The organism is Pseudoalteromonas sp. S2721, from assembly GCF_005887425.1.
GTDB classification, from domain to species: Bacteria; Pseudomonadota; Gammaproteobacteria; order Enterobacterales; family Alteromonadaceae; genus Pseudoalteromonas; species Pseudoalteromonas simplex.
In genome coordinates this window covers 1-371 of record NZ_PNCZ01000120.1, presented here as the reverse complement: position 1 = coordinate 371, position 371 = coordinate 1, and the positions used below count along the sequence as shown (strand labels likewise).

The following is a 371-nucleotide window of genomic DNA, read 5'->3' as shown; positions in this document are numbered from 1 at the left end:
ATTATTTTTAGGGCGGGCTAAGCGGAAACTACATGCTCTGTTGCGGCCATTGAATTAACTGATTCGCTGCACAGCCTTGAACTTGATGCAAAACAAGTGCTAACTATTGATATCACGGCTGTTTTTACTCCACCTGAAGTTTCAGATGTTGAGTCAGAGCGAGTAGGGCCAACTAGAATTGCCGTTTATGCGCCAGAAAATGCAGGGTTGTATCGCCTAGTACTGAGTAACAACAAAACGCGCAAACGCTTACTCGTTATAGTGAATAAACCATTCAATGCTAACAATAAGCAATTGAATAATTACCAAATCGGCCTCTACCCTGCGCCTTAGAAAGGCTATACACATTACAGTGCGCCAAACGGGTTGAT

Annotated in this window: 1 protein-coding gene; it reads left to right on the top strand. The window is 43.1% G+C overall.

The window, feature by feature from the left end; translation table 11 throughout:
• The first annotated feature begins 96 nt into the window (after window positions 1–96).
• Window positions 97–333 carry a hypothetical protein gene (locus tag CWC02_RS20525; RefSeq protein WP_138619935.1) on the top strand — a complete coding sequence of 79 codons (237 nt, stop codon included), beginning with the start codon at window positions 97–99 and terminating at the stop codon, window positions 331–333.
• The last annotated feature ends 38 nt before the right edge of the window (window positions 334–371 follow it).